Source organism: Mesorhizobium sp. C395A, from assembly GCF_030323205.1.
Classification (GTDB): Bacteria; Pseudomonadota; Alphaproteobacteria; order Rhizobiales; family Rhizobiaceae; genus Mesorhizobium.
In genome coordinates, this window is record NZ_CP100473.1 from 4,405,799 (window position 1) to 4,426,294 (window position 20,496).

Annotated in this window: 20 protein-coding genes and 2 pseudogenes; 10 read left to right on the top strand and 12 right to left on the bottom strand. The window is 63.4% G+C overall.

Going from position 1 to position 20,496, the window contains the following annotated elements; genetic code table 11:
• Positions 1–272: 272 nt before the first annotated feature.
• Positions 273–902 carry a DUF1062 domain-containing protein gene (locus NLY37_RS21530; RefSeq protein WP_023742190.1) on the top strand — a complete coding sequence of 210 codons (630 nt, stop codon included), beginning with the start codon at positions 273–275 and terminating at the stop codon, positions 900–902.
• Positions 903–957: 55 nt separating this feature from the next.
• On the opposite strand, the gene typA is transcribed toward NLY37_RS21530, so the two are convergent.
• A complete protein-coding gene (typA, locus tag NLY37_RS21535; protein ID WP_023681424.1) occupies positions 958–2,787 on the bottom strand; it encodes a translational GTPase TypA in 1,830 nt (609 codons plus the stop codon).
• A gap of 197 nt (positions 2,788–2,984) precedes the next feature.
• Between typA and NLY37_RS21540 the strand changes: the two genes are divergently transcribed.
• Positions 2,985–3,263, top strand: a complete 279-nt coding sequence (locus NLY37_RS21540) for a hypothetical protein (protein ID WP_023753187.1) — start codon at positions 2,985–2,987, stop codon at positions 3,261–3,263.
• Between the two features lie 100 nt (positions 3,264–3,363).
• On the opposite strand, the gene NLY37_RS21545 is transcribed toward NLY37_RS21540, so the two are convergent.
• On the bottom strand, positions 3,364–4,647 hold the full coding sequence (locus NLY37_RS21545; RefSeq protein ID WP_031246275.1) for an MFS transporter: 1,284 nt from the start codon (positions 4,645–4,647) through the stop codon (positions 3,364–3,366).
• Positions 4,648–4,720: 73 nt separating this feature from the next.
• Between NLY37_RS21545 and NLY37_RS21550 the strand changes: the two genes are divergently transcribed.
• Entirely contained in the window at positions 4,721–5,338 is a 618-nt protein-coding gene (locus tag NLY37_RS21550) for a TetR/AcrR family transcriptional regulator (protein WP_023698744.1), read from the top strand.
• 254 nt (positions 5,339–5,592) lie between these two features.
• A pseudogene (locus NLY37_RS21555) lies at positions 5,593–6,188 on the top strand (hypothetical protein).
• 103 nt (positions 6,189–6,291) lie between these two features.
• Here the strand turns inward: NLY37_RS21555 and ppa are convergent.
• The 7 genes and pseudogenes from ppa to NLY37_RS21590 form a co-directional block, all read right to left on the bottom strand.
• Positions 6,292–6,825 (bottom strand): inorganic diphosphatase, encoded by a 534-nt coding sequence (ppa, locus tag NLY37_RS21560; protein ID WP_023668623.1) that lies wholly within the window; start codon positions 6,823–6,825, stop codon positions 6,292–6,294.
• A gap of 123 nt (positions 6,826–6,948) precedes the next feature.
• Entirely contained in the window at positions 6,949–7,455 is a 507-nt protein-coding gene (locus NLY37_RS21565; protein WP_023668622.1) for a GNAT family N-acetyltransferase, read from the bottom strand.
• Between the two features lie 244 nt (positions 7,456–7,699).
• Complete coding sequence (locus NLY37_RS21570; RefSeq protein WP_023726102.1) at positions 7,700–8,338, bottom strand: TPM domain-containing protein; 639 nt, start codon at positions 8,336–8,338, stop codon at positions 7,700–7,702.
• Positions 8,339–8,344: 6 nt separating this feature from the next.
• The gene (locus NLY37_RS21575; protein WP_023726101.1) at positions 8,345–9,235 is read right to left on the bottom strand and encodes a TPM domain-containing protein; all 891 of its coding nucleotides are present in this window, start codon (positions 9,233–9,235) and stop codon (positions 8,345–8,347) included.
• A gap of 35 nt (positions 9,236–9,270) precedes the next feature.
• Positions 9,271–9,726, bottom strand: a pseudogene (locus NLY37_RS21580) (TPM domain-containing protein); the annotation flags it as partial.
• Between the two features lie 49 nt (positions 9,727–9,775).
• The gene (locus NLY37_RS21585) at positions 9,776–10,546 is read right to left on the bottom strand and encodes a TPM domain-containing protein (RefSeq protein ID WP_196813610.1); all 771 of its coding nucleotides are present in this window, start codon (positions 10,544–10,546) and stop codon (positions 9,776–9,778) included.
• A 233-nt stretch (positions 10,547–10,779) separates the two neighbouring features.
• Positions 10,780–11,412, bottom strand: coding sequence for a LemA family protein (locus NLY37_RS21590; RefSeq protein WP_023742186.1), 633 nt, complete (start codon positions 11,410–11,412; stop codon positions 10,780–10,782).
• A gap of 162 nt (positions 11,413–11,574) precedes the next feature.
• On the opposite strand from NLY37_RS21590, the gene NLY37_RS21595 reads away from it, so the two are divergent.
• From NLY37_RS21595 to NLY37_RS21620, 6 genes are all read left to right on the top strand, one after another.
• On the top strand, positions 11,575–11,826 hold the full coding sequence (locus NLY37_RS21595; RefSeq protein ID WP_023742185.1) for a hypothetical protein: 252 nt from the start codon (positions 11,575–11,577) through the stop codon (positions 11,824–11,826).
• A 133-nt stretch (positions 11,827–11,959) separates the two neighbouring features.
• Entirely contained in the window at positions 11,960–12,844 is an 885-nt protein-coding gene (gene pdxY, locus NLY37_RS21600; protein ID WP_023668615.1) for a pyridoxal kinase PdxY, read from the top strand.
• Positions 12,841–13,605 carry a DUF429 domain-containing protein gene (locus NLY37_RS21605; protein ID WP_023742184.1) on the top strand — a complete coding sequence of 255 codons (765 nt, stop codon included), beginning with the start codon at positions 12,841–12,843 and terminating at the stop codon, positions 13,603–13,605. The genes pdxY and NLY37_RS21605 overlap by 4 nt, the downstream gene beginning before the upstream one ends.
• Before the next feature lie 149 nt (positions 13,606–13,754).
• Positions 13,755–14,399, top strand: coding sequence for a carbonic anhydrase (locus tag NLY37_RS21610; protein WP_023681438.1), 645 nt, complete (start codon positions 13,755–13,757; stop codon positions 14,397–14,399).
• Positions 14,400–14,466: 67 nt separating this feature from the next.
• Positions 14,467–14,880, top strand: a complete 414-nt coding sequence (locus NLY37_RS21615; RefSeq protein WP_023742183.1) for a hypothetical protein — start codon at positions 14,467–14,469, stop codon at positions 14,878–14,880.
• An 88-nt stretch (positions 14,881–14,968) separates the two neighbouring features.
• Entirely contained in the window at positions 14,969–17,023 is a 2,055-nt protein-coding gene (locus tag NLY37_RS21620; RefSeq protein WP_023742182.1) for a M3 family metallopeptidase, read from the top strand.
• A 160-nt stretch (positions 17,024–17,183) separates the two neighbouring features.
• On the opposite strand, the gene NLY37_RS21625 is transcribed toward NLY37_RS21620, so the two are convergent.
• The 3 genes from NLY37_RS21625 to NLY37_RS21635 form a co-directional block, all read right to left on the bottom strand.
• Entirely contained in the window at positions 17,184–18,659 is a 1,476-nt protein-coding gene (locus NLY37_RS21625; RefSeq protein WP_023742181.1) for a M81 family metallopeptidase, read from the bottom strand.
• A gap of 71 nt (positions 18,660–18,730) precedes the next feature.
• Positions 18,731–19,555, bottom strand: coding sequence for a carbohydrate ABC transporter permease (locus NLY37_RS21630; RefSeq protein WP_023668609.1), 825 nt, complete (start codon positions 19,553–19,555; stop codon positions 18,731–18,733).
• A complete protein-coding gene (locus NLY37_RS21635; RefSeq protein ID WP_023742180.1) occupies positions 19,552–20,421 on the bottom strand; it encodes a carbohydrate ABC transporter permease in 870 nt (289 codons plus the stop codon). The genes NLY37_RS21630 and NLY37_RS21635 overlap by 4 nt, the downstream gene beginning before the upstream one ends.
• Between the last annotated feature and the right edge of the window lie 75 nt (positions 20,422–20,496).

The window sequence follows — 20,496 nt, forward strand, 5'->3', positions numbered from 1 at the left end:
CATTTCGAGCTTCATTTTGCCTCAGTAACCGCCGGTCTCGCCAACTCCCCTGATCACGCTTGGCAGGGCGCCGCATTAAGCGGTGCCTGCTCCATTTCACGTGTTCCTCAGGCGGCGGTTCGAGACCGGTTTGGCACTGCTGAACCGTTGTCGCGCGCTTTGCCGCCCGTGACAGCTGATTTCCGACATAGCTAGCTCTCGCCACGCCGTGCCCGCATGGGCATCTCGCCATTGCCGACCTGAAGAACTTCCACACTGGAAGGTCTTCCGGCTTGTCCCAACATCTCGCTATCCACTGGGCAATCGCGCCCGAAATCGCACCTCGACCCCTGATCCACTGCAACCGCTGCGGCGCCGTGAAAGCCTATCGCTGCAGCGACAAATTCCGCGTCAACGCCAATGGCAAACGCATTGATGTCTGGCTGATCTATCGCTGCATCGACTGCGACAATTCGTGGAATTTCGGCATTTTCGAACGCTGCAACCGCCGCGACATCGAACCCGCGCTGCTGGCAGCGCTCGAAAGCAACGATCCGGCCCTCGCCCGCCGCCATGCCTTCGATGTCGTGGCTTTGCGAAACCGGGTCGGCCGCGTCGAGGAGTTTCCCGATGTCGCCGTTCACAAACACCGGCTCGGCGGCGAAGGCCGACCCGCAGCCGCGCTTGAAATCAGGCTTGGGCTGGAAATGCCGACATCGCTGCGGCTCGACCGTCTGCTCGCCGGCGAACTCGGCATCTCGCGGTCGCGGCTTCAGGCACTGGAGGAGAAACGATTGCTGGTTGTCGTTCCCGAAGGCGCCAGGGCTTTGCACAAGCCGGCCCGCGACGGCACGGCGATTCGCATTGACCTGGCCGACGAGCCGGATCGTGAAGCCATCATTTCGGCTGCCGTGGGTGAATGACAAGAGGGGCGAAGCACCGGTGCTTCGCCCCTCTTGAATCTAGACAATCAGACGATTACGCCGCGCCCACAACCTTGGCCGACTTCTCGAAGCGCTTGCGCTCGTTCGGGTCGAGATAGAGCTTGCGCAGGCGGATGGTCTTCGGCGTCACCTCGACCAGCTCGTCGTCCTGGATCCAGGCCAGCGCGCGCTCCAGCGTCATGCGGATCGGCGGCGTCAGCTTCACCGCCTCGTCCTTGCCGGCGGCGCGGATGTTGGTCAGCTTCTTGCCCTTCAGCACGTTCACTTCGAGGTCGTTGTCACGGCTATGGATGCCGATGATCATGCCCTGATAGACCTTGACGCCCGGGTCGATGACCATCGGGCCGCGGTCTTCGAGGTTCCACATGGCATAGGCCACTGCCTCGCCCTGTTCGTTGGAGATCAGCACGCCGTTGGTGCGGCCCGGCAGTTCGCCCTTGTAGGGCTGGTAGGCGTGGAACAGCCGGTTCATCACGGCGGTGCCGCGCGTGTCGGTCAACAGTTCCGACTGGTAGCCGATCAGTCCGCGCGTCGGCGCGTGGAAGACGATGCGCTGACGGTTGCCGCCCGAAGGCCGCAGCTCGACCATCTCGGCCTTGCGCTCCGACATCTTCTGCACGACGATGCCGGCGTGCTCCTCGTCGACGTCGATGACGACTTCCTCGACCGGCTCCAGCAATTCACCGTTCTCGCCCTTCTGCATGACGACGCGCGGACGCGACACGGCGATTTCAAAGCCTTCGCGGCGCATCGTCTCGATCAGCACGGCCAGCTGCAATTCGCCGCGGCCGGAAACGAAGAACGAATCCTTGTCGGGCGATTCCTCGATCTTGAGCGCGACATTGCCTTCGGCTTCGCGCAGCAGGCGGTCGCGGATGACGCGGCTGGTCACCTTGTCGCCTTCAGTGCCGGCGAGCGGCGAATCGTTGACCAGGAAAGACATGGTCACGGTTGGCGGATCGATCGGTTGCGCATGCAACGCCTCGGTCACCGCCAGGTCGCAGAACGTGTCGGCGACGGTGCCTTTGGACAGGCCGGCAATGGCGACGATGTCACCCGCCTGCGCCTCTTCGATCGGCTGGCGCTCAAGGCCACGGAACGCGAGGATCTTGGAGATGCGCCCGGTTTCTATCTGCGTGCCGTCATGGTGGAGCACCTTGACCGCCTGGTTGGACTTCAGCGTGCCGCTCTCGATACGGCCGGTAATGATGCGGCCGAGGAAGGGATTGGCTTCCAGGATGGTGCCGATCATGCGGAACGGGCCGGGATGAACGGTCGGCTCCGGCACATGCTTGATGACGAGGTCGAACAGCGGCGCCAGGCCCTGGTCCTTCGGGCCTTCCGGATTTTCCGAGACCCAGCCATCGCGGCCAGAACCGTAGAGGATCGGGAAGTCGAGCTGCTCGTCGGTGGCGTCAAGCGCTGCAAACAGGTCGAACACCTCGTTGACCACCTCGACGTGGCGGGCGTCCGGACGGTCGATCTTGTTGATGACGACGATCGGCTTCAGGCCGACCTTGAGCGCCTTGCCGACGACGAACTTGGTCTGCGGCATCGGGCCTTCGGCGGCGTCGACCAGCACGATCGCCGAATCCACCATCGACAGGATGCGCTCGACCTCACCGCCGAAATCGGCGTGGCCGGGTGTATCGACGATGTTGATGCGGGTGTCCTTCCAGTCGACCGAGGTCGCCTTGGCCAGGATGGTGATGCCGCGTTCCTTTTCGAGGTCGTTGGAATCCATGGCGCGCTCGGCGACGCGCTGATTGTCGCGGAAGGAACCGGATTGCCGCAGCAATTGGTCGACGAGGGTGGTTTTTCCATGGTCGACGTGCGCGATGATCGCGATATTACGAATTTTCATTTTGTGGTCTCGGGAGCGTTGCAGGCAGCAGGCCAAAAGGCGCCGCCTCTTTCGGTTGCGCGGCTCATACAGGGTTTTTCGCAATTGCGAAAGAGGAGGCGCACCACCAAATACTCATCAAATCTTAAGCATCTCGGTGTGAGATGGTTTTGTTAACCAAGGCGGGAACCTTTCTGGGCCAGGGTAGTTCGAAATTCATGACCGACAAACTCAACCGATTTTGGCCCCTCATCGCTTCGGTCGCATTCGCTGCCGTGCTGGCGGCCAATGCCGCTCAATCGGCCGCCACGGTGAAGGAAGCCAATCCGGCTTCGTCGTCCGACCGGACGGCCGAGCAGATGTTTGCCGACGCCCCTGATGGCGTCGACCCCGTGGTCACCGGCCCGGTCAGCGCCTCTTTCAAGCAGAGGCAGCAGGTTGCAGGCTGCGACAGCGCGGTGTGGCCGAAGATTCCGACGGTTTGCTACCCGGACTGACGGCTGCCCATTCCAGGCATAGCGATCCTTCGCACCGACCCAAAGGCTTACGCCGACCGCACCGGATCGAGCGTCACCAGGGGGAGATTAGTACCGCGCCCTACGCCGCTTGCGGCTCCGGATCGAAAGCCGGCCTGCTCGTATTGATCAGCAGCGACAGACACGCAGCCACGATCGCCGTCATGCCGGCGATCAGGAAAGCCAGTTCGTAATTGCCCTGCAATTCGCGCATGGTGCCGCCGAAGGCGGCGGCGGTGGCGGCGCCGACTTGGTGGCCGGCTACGATCCAGCCGAACACGATCGGGCCGCTGCGGTCACCGAAGGCCTCGTTGGCGAGCCTGAGCGTCGGCGGCACGGTGGCGATCCAGTCGAGACCGTAGAGCACCGCGAAGATGATCAGGCTGGTCGCCGAGAAGCCGGAATAGGGCAGATAGATCAGCGCCAGGCCGCGAATGCCGTAGTAGACGCCGAGCAGCTTGCGCGGGTCGAAACGGTCGGTGAGCCAGCCCGAGAGCGTCGTCCCGATCAGGTCGAAAATGCCCATAAGCGACAGCAGGCCCGCGGCCTGTACCTCGGGGATGCCCATGTCGCCGCAGAAGGAGATCAGATGCGTGCCGACCAGCCCGTTGGTGGTGAAGCCGCAGATGAAGAACGTGGCGAACAGATACCAGAAGACGCGGGTGCGGGCAGCGCGGCGTAGCGTGTTCAGCGTATGCGCCAGGAAATTGCCTTGCGATGCCGGCGATACCGGCGGCACGTCATCGGCCCCGGCGCCATAGCGCACCATGCCGATCGAAGCGGGACGCTCCGGAACCAACAGCCAGACCAGCGGCAGAAGACAGGCGGTGGCGATCGAGACGGCGGTAGCGACGGGCTGCCAGCCGCCCGACTGGGCGAGCGATGCCAGCAGCGGCAGGAACACCAAGAGGCCGGTGGCGCTGGAGGCCGACATCAGCCCCATCACCAAGCCGCGATTGGTCTTGAACCAGCGGTTGACGATGGTGGCGCCGAGCACGGTGGCGACCGCGCCGGAGCCGATGCCGGAAAACACGCCCCAGGTGAGGAACAGGTGCCAGGGCTCGGTCATCAGTAGGCTGAGCGCGGTCGAGCCCGACATGATCACAAGCGAGGCAAGCAGCGTGCGGCGCAAGCCGATACGCTCCATCAATGCGGCGGCAAACGGCCCGGTCAGGCCGTAAAGGAAGATGCCGATCGCAGCGGCAATCGAAACCGTATCGCGCCCCCAGCCGAAGCTTTTATCCAACGGCAGCATCATCACCGAGGGTGCGGAACGAAGCCCGGCCGCGATCAACAGGCAAAGGAAGATGACGCCAACCACGACGAAAGCGTAGCGCTGGCCAAAGGGACGGGATTGAGCTATCATGTTACTGACCGGTACGTTGCAGGGTGAGGACATGTATACGTACCGATCGGTAACACGTCAATCGAGTCATACCATGCCAACGGACAAAAATATTGAACTGACCATCAAGGACGGTCATGCAGCCGCACCGCCCAAGGCTGCCAAGAAAATCCTCGACGTGGCCTACGACCTGTTCTACCGCCGCGGCATCCGGGCGATCGGCGTCGACGAGATCGTCAAGCGCGCCGGCGTCACCAAGCCCAGCCTCTACCGCAGCTTTCCCTCCAAGGACGAGCTCGCCGCTTCCTATCTCAGGCAATATGACCGTGAGTATTGGGAGCGTTTCGACGAAGCCGTGGCTGCCCATCCCGGCGACCCACGGGCACAGCTCAGGGCTTTCCTAACTCGCGTCGGCAAGCGCACGCAAAGGCCGGACTATCGCGGCTGCGGCATGACCAACGCGGCGGTGGAATATCCCGAACATGGCCATCCGGCGCGCGTCGTCAGCGAGGCCAACAAGCAGGAGTTGCGCCACCGCCTGCGCGCGATGGCCGCAGCGATGGGCGCTAAAGACCCTGACACGCTCGGCGACGGCCTGCTGCTGTTGATCGAAGGCGCCTATATCAGTGGCCAGCTCTTCGGCCTCGGAGGCCCGGCGGCAGCGGTCGCCCGCAACGCCGACCTGCTGATCGAGGCGAGCTTGAAGAAATAACATTTCGAGCGTTGGCGCCGCCCCTCACCTGGCGGCATCCTTTCCCGGAAATGGGGCGAGGAACGCTCTCATCACGATTTCGCCAATTGCCAGCGTTGCAAGGTTGTCGCCAGCGGCGCAGCCGGCCACTTTCTCCCGTTCAGGGGAGAATTGCCCGGCAGGGCGATTTGGGCGGCGCCAACGTTGAGATTGGCACGCTAGGCCGGCCGCAGATTTGGCGATAGGCTGGGGCGAACTTCACGGGAGACGTCCGCATGCGAACCCTGCTGCTTGTTCCATTCGCCCTCGCCGCCCTATCCCAAACCGCCCATGCCGACGGAATATCCAGCGTCTACACCGACCCGACTCGCAAAAGGATTGCGTCACCTATGCGCAGGCCGAGGAAGGTGACGGCGACTGGGCCGAACTCGCCTGCTCCGGCTATCGCGGCTATCCCGTGCTGATCGCCTACGACGATGCGCGTGAATCGCTATTCTACGGGTTTCCGCCCGGCGGCGAGATGACCTCGGTCTGGGAGAGCTTTTCCGGCTTCAACTCGTCCGGCGCCAAGGTCGAATGGCGCATCGAGACCAAGGGCGACGTTGCCGTTCCCTTCGCGGTGATCCACCGCCGCTCGATCAGCAATCCCGAGGATGAGAACAAGCCGACCGAAGTGCTGCTCGTCGCCAAGGTCGCCCAGATGGAAGCCCGCGACGGCTGCACCATCGGCCTCGTGCTCGCCACCGGCAACCCTCAGGCCAACGACCAGGCGCGCAAGCTGGCGGACGAAAAGGCGAAGAGTTTCGCCTGTGGCAAGGACAAGCACACCGTCATCGGCAACGTGCCGGCGTTTGGTCGGGTGGATAACTAGCCACGTGGGTGCAAGGCACCCCCCTCTGCCCTGCCGGGCAGAGGGGGGTGCCTCGCGGTGGCGTTTGCCGCTTACTTGAACGAGACGCAGGCCTCTCTCGGCGCTACTTTGCCGCCTTCGCCCGTGCGATCGCGTCGACGATCATCTTCTTGGCGTATTTGGAATCGTGCCAGCCTTCGATCTTGACCCATTTGCCGGGCTCGAGATCCTTGTAGTGCTCGAAAAAGTGCTGGACCTGGTCGCGGGTGATCTCGGGCAGCTGCGTGTATTCGGTGACGTTTTCGTAGCGCAGCGTCAGCTTCGGCGACGGCACGGCAATGACCTTCTCGTCCTGGCCGGCATTGTCTTCCATCACCAGCACGCCGATCGGTCGCACATTGATGACGCAGCCCGGCACCAGCGCGCGCGTGTTGCAGACCAGCACGTCGATCGGGTCGCCGTCGCCCGACAGCGTGTGCGGCACGAAACCGTAATTGCCGGGGTAGCGCATCGACGTATGTAGGAAACGGTCGACGAACAGCGTGCCGGCCTCCTTGTCCATCTCGTACTTGATCGGCTCGCCGCCGATCGGCACCTCGATGATGACGTTGATGTCCTCGGGCGGGTTCTTTCCGATGGCTATGGCTTCGATTCGCATGGCTTAAATCCCTCTCTCGATGTCCAAGATCGATAGCGGGCGGCGCGGCATGGTGCAATGCGGCGATTGGTGCGAAGCGCAAACGGAAGCGCACGGTTTATGATGATTTGTAACCGAGGCCGGTCATTCCCAGACGAAGGCGACCTTCTTGAGCGCCCTCTGCTCGAAAATCTCGACGCCTTCGGCGACGTCACGGCCACCCGCGCCGGCATAGAAGGAAAGTGCGTTCTGGTTGTCTTCCAGCGCCCACACCACCATTCCCTTCAGCCCGTGGTCGGCAAGCCGCGCCCGCGCCGCCTTGAACAGCCGGCTGCCGAGCCCGATGCCTTGATATTCCGGACGCAGGTAAAGTTCGTAGATTTCGCCCTGTTGCTTCAGCTCGCGGGCGCGGTTCTTGCCGATCGTGGCATAGCCGGCGATGGTGCCGCCGATCTCGACCACCAGAACGGTGGCGGCGCGGCGGATGGCGTTGGCCCACCAGTCGGCGCCGCGGCGGTTGATCATGGAGGTCAGCGAGCGATGCGGGATGATGCCGGAATAGGCGCCCTCCCAAGCCTGCTGGTGCACGTCCGCAATGGCGCCAGCGTCGCGCGGTTCGGCTTTCCTGATGTCGATGCTCAGCGTATTCATGATTTGTTAACCATAAACCCGGATCGGCCATTTGCAAGAGTCGAGGTCAGCCCGCCGACCGCTTTCTCACAGCCGATCGCGACACTGCTGACAATGGGCAAAGCCTGCCTGATAACGCGCTCAGCCGAGGCGAATGGCGTGGGTTTTCGAGAACCGGAGCGGAGCGTACTTTTTGTACGTGAGCACCGGAAGCGCAGAAAACCCGCGTCAGGCGTCCGGCTGAGTAGCTTTGCAGGCAGGCTTTTCAGATCTCGACGAGATGATCGTCCAGTTCATTGGCGTCGCCCGACGTCACCGGGAAATGCTCGGCCAGCACCGCGCCGACCTGCCCGATCGCCTTGACGAAGCCGTCGGCGAGTTGGTCGTCGCCGGCATGCTGCAGGAGATCGCGCACCACGCCGTCCCAGACATGCTGGCCGACCTTGCTGTCGATGCCCGAATCGGCGACCACTTCGGCATAACGCTCGGCGATCGACACGAAGACCAACACGCCGGTGCGCGCCGTGGTGCGGTGGACATTGCGGGCGAGGAACTGCCTGAGCGCATTGTCATGTGCCGCCTGGTAACGCTGCCGGCGCGGCACCAGATGGATGCGCAAGCCGGGCAGCGCCCACAAAAGCACCAACACCGAGGCCAGTGCCAGCAGTTGGACAATGACGAAATGCGGCAGCCGGATCGACAGCCACCAGGCTTCCAGCCCATAGGCGACGGCGAGGCTGGCAATCAGCATGCCTGATGTCGCCATGAAGGCGGCGGGAAAGAAATAGCCGTCGCTGGCATGCGCAACGACGCAGTAGATCTCGCCGTCGGTTTTGGCCTCGGCCGCGCGGATCGCGGTGGCGATGCGCTCATGGTCCTGTGGGCTGATCGGTCGTGTTGCCATCTTCTCTCACCAGCTCCCTGAAGACCCGCCACCGCCGGACGAACCGCCGCCGCCAGAAAACCCGCCGCCGCTGCTTGAGCCCGAAGCCCAGCTGCTGCCCGAACTTCCCGATGACCATCCGCTGCCCGACGACGAACTTGTTGTCCAACTGCTGGAGCCCGAGGACGATCCGCTCGGCCCCTGGCCGTAGCGAAAGGTCATGCCCAGCCATTTATACACGCCCGGCGACAGCTTGGTGCCGAAGATCGGCGGCAGGAAGGCCATCGCCAGGCCGCCGAAGAACATCGCCGCCCACAGGATCAGGAAGACCGCGACTATAGGATCGACGGGCGTGCTGTGGTCGGCCGGGTTGCGCTTGCCGCGCGCCTCCAGCTCTTCCGGGTTGCCTTCCAGCACCATGACCATGTCGTCGACGGCCTTGGAAATGCCGCCGGAGAAATCACCGGCGCGGAACGCCGGCACCATGTCATTTTCGATGATCAGTTTGGTGTGCAGGTCGGTCAGCGTGCCTTCCAGCCCGTAGCCGACCTCGATGCGCATCTTGTGGTCGTTCTTGGCCACCAGCAGAAGCACGCCGTTGTTTTCGCCGGCCTGGCCGAGTTTCCAGAAGCGGAACAGCCGGTTGGCGTAGGGTTCGATCTCCTCGCCGTCCAGGCTGGGGATGGTGGCGACGACGATCTGGTCGGAGCCTTTGGTCTCGAAATCCGCGAGCTTCTGCGTTAGTGCCGCCTTGGTCGCGGCGTCGATAATACCGGCATTGTCGACCACCCGCCCGGTGAGTGCCGGCAGGTCTGCCGCCAAGGCTACGAACAGCATGGCGAGCATCGTCAACAAGGCGATGCCGATCGTCGCGGCTGCGCGGCCAGGTTTTGGCGGATTGAAGACGCGTACTGTCATGCCGTCACCAGCTCCCCTCAACCACCATGACCGTCCTCGATCACCATGATCATGTCGTCGACCGCTTTGGAAATACCGCCGGAGAAATCCCCGGCGCGGAAGGCCGGCACCATGCCTTCAATGATCCGTGTGGCGTGCTGGTTGGTGAGCGTGGCTTCCAGCCCGTAGCCGACCTCGATGCGCATCTTGCGGTCGTTCACGGCCACCAGCAGAAGCACGCCATTGTTCTTGGCCTTCTGGCCGAGCTTCCAGGCGTTGAACAGCCGGGTGGCGTAAGGCTCGATCTCCTCGCCGTCGAGGCTGGGAACCGTCGCGACGACGATCTGGTCGGAGCCTTTGGTCTCGAAATCGGCCAGCTTCTGCGTCAGCGCCGCCTCGGTCGCAGCGTCGATGATGCCTGCATTGTCGACGACACGACCGGTGAGGGCGGGCAGTTCCGCCGCCAGCGCCGCGAAGCTGACGAGCAAGACCAGCAAGGCAGCGCCGATCATCGTGGCGAAGCGGCCATGCCAGGGATTGGCGATGCGTGTTGTCATCTCGTCACCAGCTTCCCGAGGAGCCGCCGCCGCCGGACGAACCGCCGCCGCCGGAAAAGCCGCCACCACCGCTTGAACCCGACGACCAGCCGCCCCCGCCCGAAGACCAGCCGCCGCTGGACGACCGCCGGCCCGGCTCGAATGTCATGCCGAGCCAGCGATAGCGGCCGGGACCGAGTTTTTGGCCGAAGATCGGCGGCAGGATGGAGGCGGCCATGCTGCCGAAGAAGATGATTGCCCAGATGCTGATGAAGACGCCGAAGAACAGATTGTCGGTATTGATGGGCGGCTTCTGGTTGCGCTCGCCGCGCGCCTCCAATTCCTCCGGATTGCCTTCCAGCACCATCACCATGTCGTCGACGGCCTTGGAAATGCCCCCGGAGAAATCGCCGGCGCGGAACGCCGGCACCATGTCGTTTTCGATGATCAGCTTGGTGTGCAAATCGGTCAGCGTGCCTTCCAGCCCATAGCCGACCTCGATGCGCATCTTGCGGTCGTTCGGCGCCACCAGCAGCAGCACGCCGTTATTTTCCTTGGCCTGGCCGAGCTTCCAGAAGCGAAACAGCCGGTTGGCGTAAGGCTCGATCTCCTCGCCGTCGAGGCTGGGGATGGTGGCGACGACGATCTGGTCGGAGCCTTTTGTCTCGAAGTCGGCGAGTTTCTGGGTGAGCGCGGCTTTGGTTCCCGCGTCGATAATGCCGGCGTTATCGACGACGCGGCCGGTCAGCGCGGGGAGGTCGGCGGCGAAGGCGGTGAGGGGCAGGAAGACGGCCAGAAAGGCGAGAAGAACACCAAGGTTGGCGTTCCTTCGCGTCCCCCTCTGTCCTGCCGGACATCTCCCCCTCGAGGGGGGAGATTGGCAATCTCGCTGCCGACGCTCAGCCGGCAACGCTGATATTTGGCGCAAGGACAGAAGACAGCTGATCTCCCCCCTTGAGGGGGAGATGTCCGGCAGGACAGAGGGGGGTGTGAAGGAACGCAAGGCTGGCAAAGGCCAAGCAGACGTCATCACCCGCCCTGCTTCGTGCCGAAATCGACCTTCGGCGGCTGCATCTTGTCTTCTTCGACGGTGAAGTTGGCGAAGGGCTCGTTGCTGCGGAACCAGAAGGTTGCCCATAGCACCGACGGAAAGGTCCTCAGCGTCAGATTGTAATCCTTGACCGCCAGGATGTAGTCGCGCCGCGCCACGGCGATACGGTTCTCGGTGCCTTCGAGTTGCGCCTGCAGCGCCAGGAAATTCTGGTTGGCCTTGAGGTCGGGATAGGCCTCCGACACCGCGATCAGCCGCGACAGCGCGCTGGTCAGCCCTGATTGCGCATCCTGGAACTTCTTGAGCGCTTCGGGGTCCTTCAGCGTTTCCGGCGTCACCGTGATCTGCGTCGCCTTGGCGCGCGCTTCGACCACCGCATTGAGCGTGTCCTTTTCATGCGAGGCATAGCCCTTCACCGTCTCGACCAAATTGGGAATGAGGTCGGACCGACGCTGATACTGGTTCAGCACCTCGCTCCATGCCGCCTTGGCGTTTTCCTCCGCCGTCGGGATGGTGTTGAAGCCGCAGCCGGCGAGCAGAGGCAGCACGACGGCCATCATCAGCACGGCCGGCAGACTGCGGAAAGGGAAGGCAAGGCGCTGGGCAAACATGGTGAGGTCCCTCGACAGAAGTTGCATGCGAAGCATTAGCACAATCCGCGCTCAAGAAAATGTCTGCCGCTGGCGCGCATTCCTGGCGCGCATTCATGCGCCGGCGAGGCCTGTGATTGATCGCGCGAACACGGTATGGTTGCCGGCAAACAGGACAGGATCATGGCGGAAGGCCGCGACGATGACAGCGAATCGCGCCGCATTATCGAGCGCGTGGCGAACGAGGGCGGCGTTGGCAGCGCATCGCTGGTGTCACGGGCAGCGAAAGGCGCGCGCGATCATGTTACCGCAGCCGAGGCCGACCGATCCGATCCGATCGAGGTCTGGGGCACCCGCATCGGTCGCGCACTTGGGCTCATCGTCGCCCTCGGCCTTTTGATCTGGCTCGTGTACTACGTCTCCCGGGGCAGCTAGAGCATGATCCTGAAAAGTGGGAACCGGTTTTCTCGGACAAACGGGAACCGTTTTGTCCGGAGATCATGCTCCAACCAAAGAGATAGATCAGGATGACGATTCAACGAAAAATTATCCGTATCTAGGATTTTCCATGAACAGCGAAAAAGCCGACGCGCCGCGCGCGGTCATCGTCATTTCCAGCCATGTCGCCCGCGGCTCGGTCGGTAACCGCGCCGCCGTGTTTGCGCTGGAGACGCTGGGCTTTCCGGTGTGGGCGGTACCGACGGTCATCTTGCCCTGGCATCCGGGCCACGGTCGCGCCACGCGCATCGTGCCGCCGCTCGACCAGTTCAAGGCGCTGATGGCCGATCTCGAGCGCGCGCCCTGGCTGGGCGAGGTGGGCGCGGTGCTGTCGGGCTATCTCGGCGAGGCCGGCCAGGCCGAGGCCGTCGCCTCGCTGGTTGCGGCGGTCAAGGCCAAGACGCCGGACGCGATCTATATATGCGATCCGGTGATGGGCGATTCCGGCGGGCTCTATGTGCCCGAGCCGACGGCCGCCGCGATGCGCGACCGGCTGATGCCGATCGCCGACATCGCCACCCCCAACCGCTATGAGCTGGAATGGATGGCCGGTGCGCCTTTGCCCGATCTGAAATCGGTGATCTCGGCCGCCCTCCATGCCGGACCGTCAACAATGCTGGTGACGTCGGCACAGTCGATGATGACCGGCGGCACCGGCAATCTGCTGCTTGACGGCACCCAGGCGCTGCTGGCCGAACACCGCCTCATCGACAAGCCGCCGAATGGCCTCGGCGACCTGACTGCGGCCGTCTACCTCGCCCGCATCCTGTCGGGGCAGCCGCCGATCAAGGCGCTGCAATCGACCACCGCCGCCGTCTACGAAATCCTGGCGCGAACCGCCAAGCGTGGCGGCGACGAGCTGCAGCTTGAAACCGATGCCCAGAGCCTGTCGCACCCGATGGCGATGGTGCAGCTGCGCCACCTCACGCATCCGGGGCGGGACCGCCGGGCGTGACGTCGACCGTGGTCGTCGGCGCCGACGGCTGCAAGGCCGGCTGGATCGCCGTCCGCCGCGATCTGGATGCCGCGCCGTCAGTCCGCGTCTTTCCCAGCTTTGCGGCCCTGCTCGACGCCTTGCCCGCCGATGCGACAGTGGCCGTCGACATGCCGATCGGCCTGCCGGACGTCTCGCAAAGAGGCGGGCGCGGGCCGGAGACCTTGGTACGGCCAATGCTCGGAGCACGGCAATCCAGCGTCTTCTCTATCCCGTCCCGCGCGGCCCTCTACGCCGACATCAGCGGCTTCACCACGGTCGAGGCCTGGTATGAGGCGCATCGGCGCGCCAGCGAGGTGGCCAAGGCGACCTCCGATCCGCCACGCGGCGTCTCGATCCAGGCCTTCGGCATCTTTGCCAAGATACGCGAGATCGACGCGCTGCTGATCGCACGTCCGCAACTGCGCCGCCGCGTCTTCGAATCGCACCCCGAAGTGGCCTTCTGCCGGCTGAACGGCGAAAAACCGATGACGCTGCCGAAGAAGATCAAGGGCGCAGTCAATCCTGCCGGGATGGAAGAGCGCAAGGCACTGCTCTGCCGGCACGGCTATACCAGAGCTTTCCTCGACCAGCCGCCGCCACGCGGTGCTGCCGCCGACGATTTCCTCGACGCAGCGGTGATGATGCTGATGGCCGGGCGCATCGCCGGCGGCGAGGCAAAGCCGTTTCCCGACCCGCCGCTTGCCGACCGTTTGGGCATTCCCCTGGCGATCTGGGCGTGAGGCAAGCGGCGAGCCATGCGTGCGGCATGGCGATTTGCGACGAAGCCATCCGCAATTCGGCATTGCCCGCGACGGGCATTTGCCGTTAGAGCCTTTCTAACTTGAAATGAGCTGCCGTCGCTAACCCCGAAAGGCTTCATCCCTAGCCCATGCCCCATCTCCCCGAACATCTTTGGACCGGCTACCGCAACTTCATGAATGGCCGCTATCTCACCGAGAGCGGACGCTATCGCGAGCTCGCCCGCGAAGGGCAGGCGCCCGAAACCATGATCGTTGCCTGCTGCGATTCCCGCTCTGCCCCCGAGGCGATCTTCGACGCCGGTCCGGGCGAACTGTTCGTCCTGCGCAATGTCGGCAATCTGGTGCCGCCCTATGCGCCGGACGGCGAGTTCCACTCGACCTCGGCCGCGCTCGAATTCGCCGTGCAGAGCCTGAAGGTGAAAAACATCGTGGTGATGGGCCATGGCCGCTGCGGCGGCATCCGCGCCGCGCTCGACACCAATTCGGCGCCGCTGTCGCCCGGCGACTTCATCGGCAAATGGATGAGCCTGATCGCGCCGGCGGCCGAAACCGTTTCGTCCAGCACGTTCATGACGGCAACCGAACGGCAGACGGCGCTGGAGCGTATTTCCATCCGCTATTCGATCGCCAATCTCAGGACCTTCCCTTGCGTCTCCATCCTCGAAGGCAAGGGGCGGCTGTCGCTGCATGGCGCCTGGTTCGACATCTCGACCGGCGAGCTCTGGGTGATGAACAAGGACACTGGCGACTTCGAGCGGCCGGATTTGACGTAGACCCATGATCCCGAAAAGTGGGAACCGGTTTTCGGATAAGGGCATGGTCAAACAAGAGGAGTCAAGAATGCGGGTTTGGCGTGCGATCGCTTTCGCCGTAGCGGCGCTGCTGATTTCGCTCGTCCCTGCCCGCTCCGATGACGGCGCCATTATCGACCGCTGGTATTCGGCGCTGCTGGTCGCCGATCGCACCGAATTGTCGGACCTGCTCGCCGACTATGTCCGCATCAAGCTCGACGATCTCGGCGTCGTGCAGTCGAAGCAGGAGTTCATCGCGTCGATCGACGAATGGAAGGGCGCGGTCGCCGGCGCCGCAATCCGGCATCGCGTCGAAAAGAGCGAGGCCGGCGTCACAACTGTCATCGCCTGCTATGATTTCCCCAACAATGACATGCTGATGCAGGAGACGTTCGCCGTCACCGGCAACCGCATCACCGCCAGTTCGCAAGCGGCGATCGCGGAAAATTGCGACGGCTTCTGACGCGGGCTTGAACGGCCGCGCTGTTGCGCCGCGCCAGTCATCGCCCTACATCGGTCAGCAAGCTCCGCCAATCATCGAAAGATCCCCCATGCCGTCCACGAAAACCGTCGATCTCGCCGCCCATCCGCTGACCAAATGGCAAGGGCCGCTCGGCCTGCCGGATTTTGCCAGCATCGGCGACGACGATTTCTCCTCGGTGTTCGACGCGGCGCTGAAGGCACATGAGGCCGAAATCGATGCGATCGCCGGCAACAAGGATGCGCCGACCATCGAGAATACGCTGGCAGCCCTCGAGCTCGCCGGTGAGCCGCTCGACCATGTCTCGTCGATCTTCTGGTGCCGGGCCGGCGCCCACACCAACGATGCGATCCAGGCGCTGGAACGCGATATCTCGCCGAAGATGTCGCGGCATTTCTCGGCGATCTCGATGAACGAGAAACTGTTTGCCCGCATCGACGACCTCTACCAGCGCCGGGAGACGCTAAAACTCGACGCCGAGACGCTGCGGGTGCTGGAGAAGACCTGGAAAGGCTTTGTGCGATCGGGCGCAAAACTCGACGCCGACGGCAAGAAGCGGCTGGCCAACATCAGCGAGGAACTGTCCTCGCTCGGCACCACTTTCGGCCAGAACGTGCTGGCCGACGAGCGCGACTGGGCGCTGTTCCTCGACGAGGCTGATCTTGCCGGCCTTCCGGACTTCGTGAAGAGTTCGATGGCCGAAGCCGCCGAGACGCGCGGCCAGAAGGGCCGCTACGCCGTCACTTTGTCGCGCTCAATCTATGAGCCGTTCACGACCTTTTCTGAACGCCGCGATCTGCGCGAGACCGCTTTCCGCGCCTTCACCATGCGCGGCCAGAATGGCGGCGCCAGCGACAACACCGCAGTGGTGCGCGACATGCTGAAATTGCGCGCCGAAAAGGCCAGGCTGCTCGGCTATGCCTCGTTCGCCGCGCTGAAGCTCGACGACACCATGGCCAAGACGCCGAAGGCGGTGCACGACCTCCTCGACCCGGTCTGGGAGAAAGCGCTGGAGAAGGCCGCCGCCGACCAGAAGGAGCTGGAGCGGCTGGCGACCAAGGCAGGCAGCAACGAAAAATTCGCCGCCTGGGACTGGCGCTTCTACCAGGAGAAATTGCGCGCCGAAAAATTCGCCTTCGACGAGGCGGAGCTGAAACCCTATCTGCAGCTCGACCGCATTATCGACGCCTGTTTCGACGTCGCCACCAAACTGTTCGGCATCACTTTCGAGGAGAAGAAGGGCATCGCCGCCTGGCATCCCGACGCGCGCGTCTTCGTGGTGAAGAACGCCGATGGCAGCGAGCGCGGCCTGTTCCTCGCCGACTATTTCGCCCGATCCTCGAAGCGCTCCGGCGCCTGGATGAGCGCGCTGAAGTCTGGCTACAAGCTTGGGGATGGCTCAAAGCCGGTGATCTACAACATCATGAACTTCGCCAAGCCGCCGGCCGGGGAAGCAGCGCTGCTGTCGGTCGATGAGGCCAAGACCCTGTTCCACGAGTTCGGCCATGCTTTGCACGGCATGCTGACCGACGTCACCTGGCCGTCGGTGGCGGGCACGTCGGTTTCCCGCGATTTCGTCGAACTGCCTTCGCAGCTCTACGAGCACTGGCTGACGGTGCCCGCAGTGCTGGAAAAGCATGCGCTGCATGTCAAGACCGGCAAGCCGATGCCGAAGTCGCTGCTCGACAAGATGCTGGCCGCCCGCACGTTCGGCGCCGGTTTCGCCACGGTCGAGTTCACAGCGTCGGCGCTGATCGACATGGCGTATCACGCGCGGCCGGATGCGCCGGCGGAACCGCTGCGTTTCGAAGCCGAAACGCTGGAAAAGCTTGATATGCCCGACACCATCGCCATGCGTCATCGCACCCCGCATTTCGGCCATATCTTCTCCGGCGACGGCTATTCAGCCGGCTACTATTCCTACATGTGGTCCGAAGTGCTCGACGCCGACGCCTTCGCCGCCTTCGAGGAGACCGGCGATCCATTCAACCCGGCGCTGGCGCAACGGCTTCGGAAGAATATCTATGCCGCCGGCGGGTCGAAGGATCCGGAGGAGCTGTACACGGCGTTCCGCGGCAAGATGCCTTCGCCTGAGGCGATGATGGTGAAGCGGGGACTGGTGTAGCGCCGGCTTATCTCCCCCCTCGAGGAGGAGATGGCCGCAAAGCGGCCAGAGGGGGTCGGTCCGACTGGGCTCGACCCGCTGCGGCAGATGAAGGTCGGCGCTTCACGCGCGAGGACCCCCTCTGTCGCCTTTGGCGACATCTCCCCCTCAAGTGGGGAGATCAATAGCGCCAAGGATCCGCCACCCGTGGCCACACCGGCCGCGTCAGCTTCCTGTAATCCGTTACCGCCGGATTGCTCGGATACGAACTCGGCGCCGAGACATAGATGATCTCCGCCGCGATCGGTTCAAAGCCGGCGTAGAAATGATTGGTCGACTTGATCAGCAATATGTCCTTCGACAACGGATCGACGCCGATGTTGGAGAAAATATCCGGCTCGAAGGTCTGCGTGCGGTTGGTGTTGAGGATGATGTCGATTTCGGTGCCTTCGAGCCGCACCAGCGCCGTCGGCCCGAGCGTCACCCGGCTTGGCCCGAAGCTCTGCCAGCCCTCGGGGACGGCTTTCAACACCTTGACGCGCGCATCGATCGGTTCGCCGGCCAGCGGCCCGGCCTTGCCGCCGAAGCGCAGGTCGATGACGGCGCCTTCGCCTGCCGCCTGGCAAAATGTGACGGCGATCGGGTCCCAGATCGTCGCCACGCCAAAATTGTCAACGCCCTGTTCCAACATGGCGCGCAGCACAACGGTACCGTCGCCGGCGACGCCACCGCCGGGATTGTCCCAGATGTCGGCAATCACAACCGGCTTGCCGGGGTTTCCCTTGCGCACGGCCAGTGCCCGCGCGATGCCATCCTCGGTGTTCAGCATCGTCATCGCCGTCCTTTCGCGTATGGCGTAAAGCTCGCGCCCGAGCCTCTCCGCCAGCGCATCGCCCTTGGCCTTGTCATTGTCGGTCACGACCAGGATGCGCGTGCCCATTTCCGGCACGTCCGCCGCCATGAAGCCGTGAATGACCGAGACCGACAGCACGCCGTCCTTGCCGTGCAGCGCCTTGATGCGGTCGACGAAGGAGCGCATCGGCTCGCGGCTGGTCGGCAGCACCTGGATCATGCGGCAGTCGAAGGTCGAGATCACCGGCTTGATCTCGTCGCGCGCCGCCGCCAATCCAAGCTCGACGACATGTTCGCCGCGCTCATAGAAGTCGGTGTGCGGGAATTCGAGGAAATAGGCCATGACATTGCATGCCGCGACGCGCTTTGGGGTCAGATGACTGTGCGGATCGAGCTCCACCGCGATCACCACGTCGGGCCCGACGATTGCGCGAACCCGTTCCAGCAGATCGCCTTCGCAATCGTCATAGCCTTGCGCCACCATGGCGCCGTGCAGGCCGAGGATGACGGCGTCGACCGGCAAGGCTGCCTTCAACTGGCCGAGAATCTCGTCGCGCAACGCCTCATAGGTCTGCCGCTGCACCAGCCCTCCCGGCTCTGCCCAGGTGGCGGTGCCTTCGACGACGGTCAGCCCTTCGGCAGCCGCGCGCCGGCGCAAGGCGACCATCGGCGAGGAGCACAAGGTCGGTGTGTCAGGATGCTTGCCCGGCCCGGCATAGAACGCCATCTCGAACGACGCCCGGTCGGTCGGCACCGGCGAGAAGGTGTTGGTTTCGGTCGCCAGCGAGGCGGTGAAGACGCGCATGAAAACTCCGTACGGCTATTTGTTTTTCGCAATTCCGGACGGAAAACCGCTCCACACTTTTCCTGGAATTGCTATTTTACGGCCCCGAGCGCCAGCCCGCGGACGAGATAGCGCTGCAGCCAGATGAACAGAATCGCCACCGGCAGCGTCGCCAGCAGCGTCGCCGCCATTACATGGTGCCATTCGATCGTGTAGCGGCCGGCGACCAGCGAGAACACCTGGATCGGCAGCGTGTAACTTTCCTGGCTGCGCAGCATTGTGAGCGCAACGACGAACTCATTCCATGCGTTGATGAAGGTGAAGATGGCGGTCACCGCGATTGCCGGCAGGCAAAGCGGCAGAAACACTTTTCGCAAGGTCAGCCAGCGGCCGGCGCCTTCCATCCACGCTGCTTCCTCGAGATCGCGCGGGATGGTGTCGAAATAGCTTTGCAGCATCCACACGGTGAAGGCGACGTTGAAAGCCATGTAGATGACGCCGAGCGCGGTCGTGGATTCGATCAGACCCCAGGCCGCCATCAGCCGGAACAGGCCGAGCACCAGCACGATCGGCGAGATCATCTGCGAGATCAGCAGGAACTGGCGGAAGGCGCCATAGCCGGCAAAGCGAAACCGCGACATGGCATAGGCGGCCGGCACCGAGATCAGGATGGCGCCGACGGTGGCGATAACAGAGACATAGAGCGAATTGGCCAGCGCCTGGCCAAAGCCGGTCGCCACCCACATGTCGGCAAAATTCGACCAGTGGAATTCGCTTGGCCACCAGGTCGGCGACAGCACCTCCTGCCGCGGCTTGACCGCGGTCAAAAACATTACCGCGAAGGGGAAGATCGTCACCACGAGCAGCGGCGAAAGCAGCAGCCAGGCGATGATCGTACGCTTCAGCTTGGGCGTCATGTGCGCTGCTCCCGCATGGCAAGCCGCACATAGATCATGGTGAAGATCAAAAGGATGGCGAACATCAGCAGCGACACCGCCGATGCTTCACCCAGTTTGCCGATGCGGAAGGCCAGCTTGTAGAGATGGGTGACCAATATGTCGGTCGAGTTGGCCGGCCCGCCCTGCGTCATCACCCAGATGATCGGGAAGGAATTGAAGACGTAGATGGTGTTGAGCACGATGGCGATGTTGATGAACGGCTTCAGCAGCGGAAAGGTGATCTCGCGGAACTGCTGCAGCGGCGTCGCCCCCTCCAGGGCCGCCGCCTCGTAGAGGTCGTCGGGGATCGACGACAGGCCGCCGAGGAAGATGGTCGTGGTGAACGGTACCGTCACCAATATGCCGATCAGCACCTGCATCGGGAATGCCGTCTCGGCGCGCGCCAGCCACTGGATGTTTTCATGGATCAGGCCGAGCCCGATCAGCGCCGAGTTCAGCATCCCGCTTTCGCCGTTGAGCGCCCAGCGCCAGACCACCGCCGTCATCGTCAGCGACACCGCCCAGGGCAGCATGATGATGACGCGGGCAATGCCGCGGCCGTAGAAATCGGTGTTGAGGATCATCGCCACGGGGACGGACAACAGCAGCGCGCCGCCGACCACCAGCACGGTCCACAGGCCGGTGCGCCAGAGTGCCGCCAGGAAATCGGGATCGGCGAGGAAGGCGAAATAATTGGCGAAATCGTTAAAGTCCCGCAGCTGCCCAAAACGGCTGACATCATGCGTCGATATCTGGATCAGGTCCCAGACCGGCCAGAAGATGACGACTGCGGCCAGAAACAGGCTGGGGAAGGTCAATAAATAGGGCAGGTAACGATTTTGCATCGGCCGGATTCGTACCGTGTTGGACATAAGTGGCGCTGGCGCGCCAGCTCGGATCAATCTCGCATATCGGTCTAA

Coding starts and splice junctions, on each gene's coding strand:
- NLY37_RS21565 (WP_023668622.1), bottom strand. CDS start 7,455: ATGAATACGCTGAGCATCGACATCAGGAAAGCCGAACCGCGCGACGCT.
- ppa (WP_023668623.1), bottom strand. CDS start 6,825: ATGCGAATCGAAGCCATAGCCATCGGAAAGAACCCGCCCGAGGACATC.
- NLY37_RS21570 (WP_023726102.1), bottom strand. CDS start 8,338: ATGGCAACACGACCGATCAGCCCACAGGACCATGAGCGCATCGCCACC.
- NLY37_RS21620 (WP_023742182.1), top strand. CDS start 14,969: ATGCCGTCCACGAAAACCGTCGATCTCGCCGCCCATCCGCTGACCAAA.
- pdxY (WP_023668615.1), top strand. CDS start 11,960: ATGAACAGCGAAAAAGCCGACGCGCCGCGCGCGGTCATCGTCATTTCC.
- typA (WP_023681424.1), bottom strand. CDS start 2,787: ATGAAAATTCGTAATATCGCGATCATCGCGCACGTCGACCATGGAAAA.
- NLY37_RS21610 (WP_023681438.1), top strand. CDS start 13,755: ATGCCCCATCTCCCCGAACATCTTTGGACCGGCTACCGCAACTTCATG.
- NLY37_RS21615 (WP_023742183.1), top strand. CDS start 14,467: ATGCGGGTTTGGCGTGCGATCGCTTTCGCCGTAGCGGCGCTGCTGATT.
- NLY37_RS21575 (WP_023726101.1), bottom strand. CDS start 9,235: ATGACAGTACGCGTCTTCAATCCGCCAAAACCTGGCCGCGCAGCCGCG.
- NLY37_RS21590 (WP_023742186.1), bottom strand. CDS start 11,412: ATGTTTGCCCAGCGCCTTGCCTTCCCTTTCCGCAGTCTGCCGGCCGTG.
- NLY37_RS21550 (WP_023698744.1), top strand. CDS start 4,721: ATGCCAACGGACAAAAATATTGAACTGACCATCAAGGACGGTCATGCA.
- NLY37_RS21625 (WP_023742181.1), bottom strand. CDS start 18,659: ATGCGCGTCTTCACCGCCTCGCTGGCGACCGAAACCAACACCTTCTCG.
- NLY37_RS21630 (WP_023668609.1), bottom strand. CDS start 19,555: ATGACGCCCAAGCTGAAGCGTACGATCATCGCCTGGCTGCTGCTTTCG.
- NLY37_RS21635 (WP_023742180.1), bottom strand. CDS start 20,421: ATGCAAAATCGTTACCTGCCCTATTTATTGACCTTCCCCAGCCTGTTT.
- NLY37_RS21545 (WP_031246275.1), bottom strand. CDS start 4,647: ATGATAGCTCAATCCCGTCCCTTTGGCCAGCGCTACGCTTTCGTCGTG.
- NLY37_RS21540 (WP_023753187.1), top strand. CDS start 2,985: ATGACCGACAAACTCAACCGATTTTGGCCCCTCATCGCTTCGGTCGCA.
- NLY37_RS21595 (WP_023742185.1), top strand. CDS start 11,575: ATGGCGGAAGGCCGCGACGATGACAGCGAATCGCGCCGCATTATCGAG.